The following is a 1,253-nucleotide window of genomic DNA, read 5'->3' on the forward strand; positions in this document are numbered from 1 at the left end:
GGAGAAGCTCGCAGATGAATTTCCGGGTGAGGGAGAGCATCAAGAACACACCGGCATGCAAATAAGCCCCCTCTGGTCTGCAGCAAAAATTATTTGGCTTAGAGAAAATGCCCCAGAACTCTTCGAGAAAACTCGTTGGTTCGCGAATGGCCAAGAATATTTTCTGTATCGGATGGGGGGAGAGGATTGGTCTACAGACCCGGCCTCCCTCACGCTTAACGGCATGATGGATATTGAAAAACTTGATTGGTCTGATCGCATTCTCAAAGTGTGTGGCATCGACCGTGATCGCCTTCCTCCAGTAGGTATTCCATCAGGTCAAGTCGGTAGGCTATCCAAGGAAGCGGCTGAACAGATGGGCCTCCCGGAGGGTTTGGTACTGTGCCGTGGCGCCGGTGATCAGCAGTGTGCTGCCATTGGTGCCGGTGTCATCAAGCAAGGAATGGCTGAATTCACCGTGGGTACCGCTGGTGTAATGGTGGCCCATATCGACAGCCTTAAACGTATCAAAGGCAAAAATCTTTGGTGGGGCGGGCATGGTGTGCCTGGAGCATGGGACATTGAAGGGGGCGCCTTCAGCTTGGGTGCCTGTCTCCGCTGGTGGCGCGACCACTTGGGCCGCAATGAGCTTGATGAAGCGGCAAAAAGGGGAAAGAGCGTCTACAGCGTGATGGTGAACGAGGCCGAAACTTCGAAGCCTGGCGCGAATGGGGTATTGTTTCACTCCTTTATGGCTAGCCAAGTCACGCCCTATTACGACGCAGTTTCTCGCGGAGGTTTCCTCGGGCTCGGTCTATACCATCAGCGTGCAGACCTGATCCGGGGCCTCTTAGAGGGGTGCGCAAACGAAATGCGCATGGTTTTTGACGCATTTCAAAGCGACGTGGACGGCGGGATTACGGATTTCCGGTTAACAGGCGGCGGCACAAAGTCAGACGGCTTTGTGCAAATAATGACTGATATAATCGGCCAGCCGACCACTGTCTTGAAAGAGCGCGAGTGTACGGTTCTTGGTGCGGCAATTCTGGGTGCATTTGGCGCCGGCGCCTTCGCTTCTATCGACGAAGCGGTGGACTCTATGGTGCAGGTTGTGAGCACTTTTGACCCAAATCAACAACTTCGGGGCCTCTATGAAGACCAGCATCAAGTCTACCGCGGCTTCTATGAGGCTGTCGCTCATTCGGGGCAGTACCAAGCGCTGAGTGACTTTGTTTCTAAGCATCTGTGACGCAATAGGGAGATTAGTAAAATGG

1 protein-coding gene is annotated in these 1,253 nt (G+C 53.6%); it reads left to right on the plus strand.

Features of this window, described 5'->3' with window-relative positions; translation table 11 throughout:
• Positions 1-1,228: FGGY-family carbohydrate kinase (locus tag ACR0B3_RS24085; protein ID WP_480811249.1), on the plus strand; the 1,228-nt coding region annotated here is incomplete at its 5' end.
• Positions 1,229-1,253: the final 25 nt, after the last annotated feature.

The organism is Ruegeria sp. CE9 (assembly GCF_056537425.1).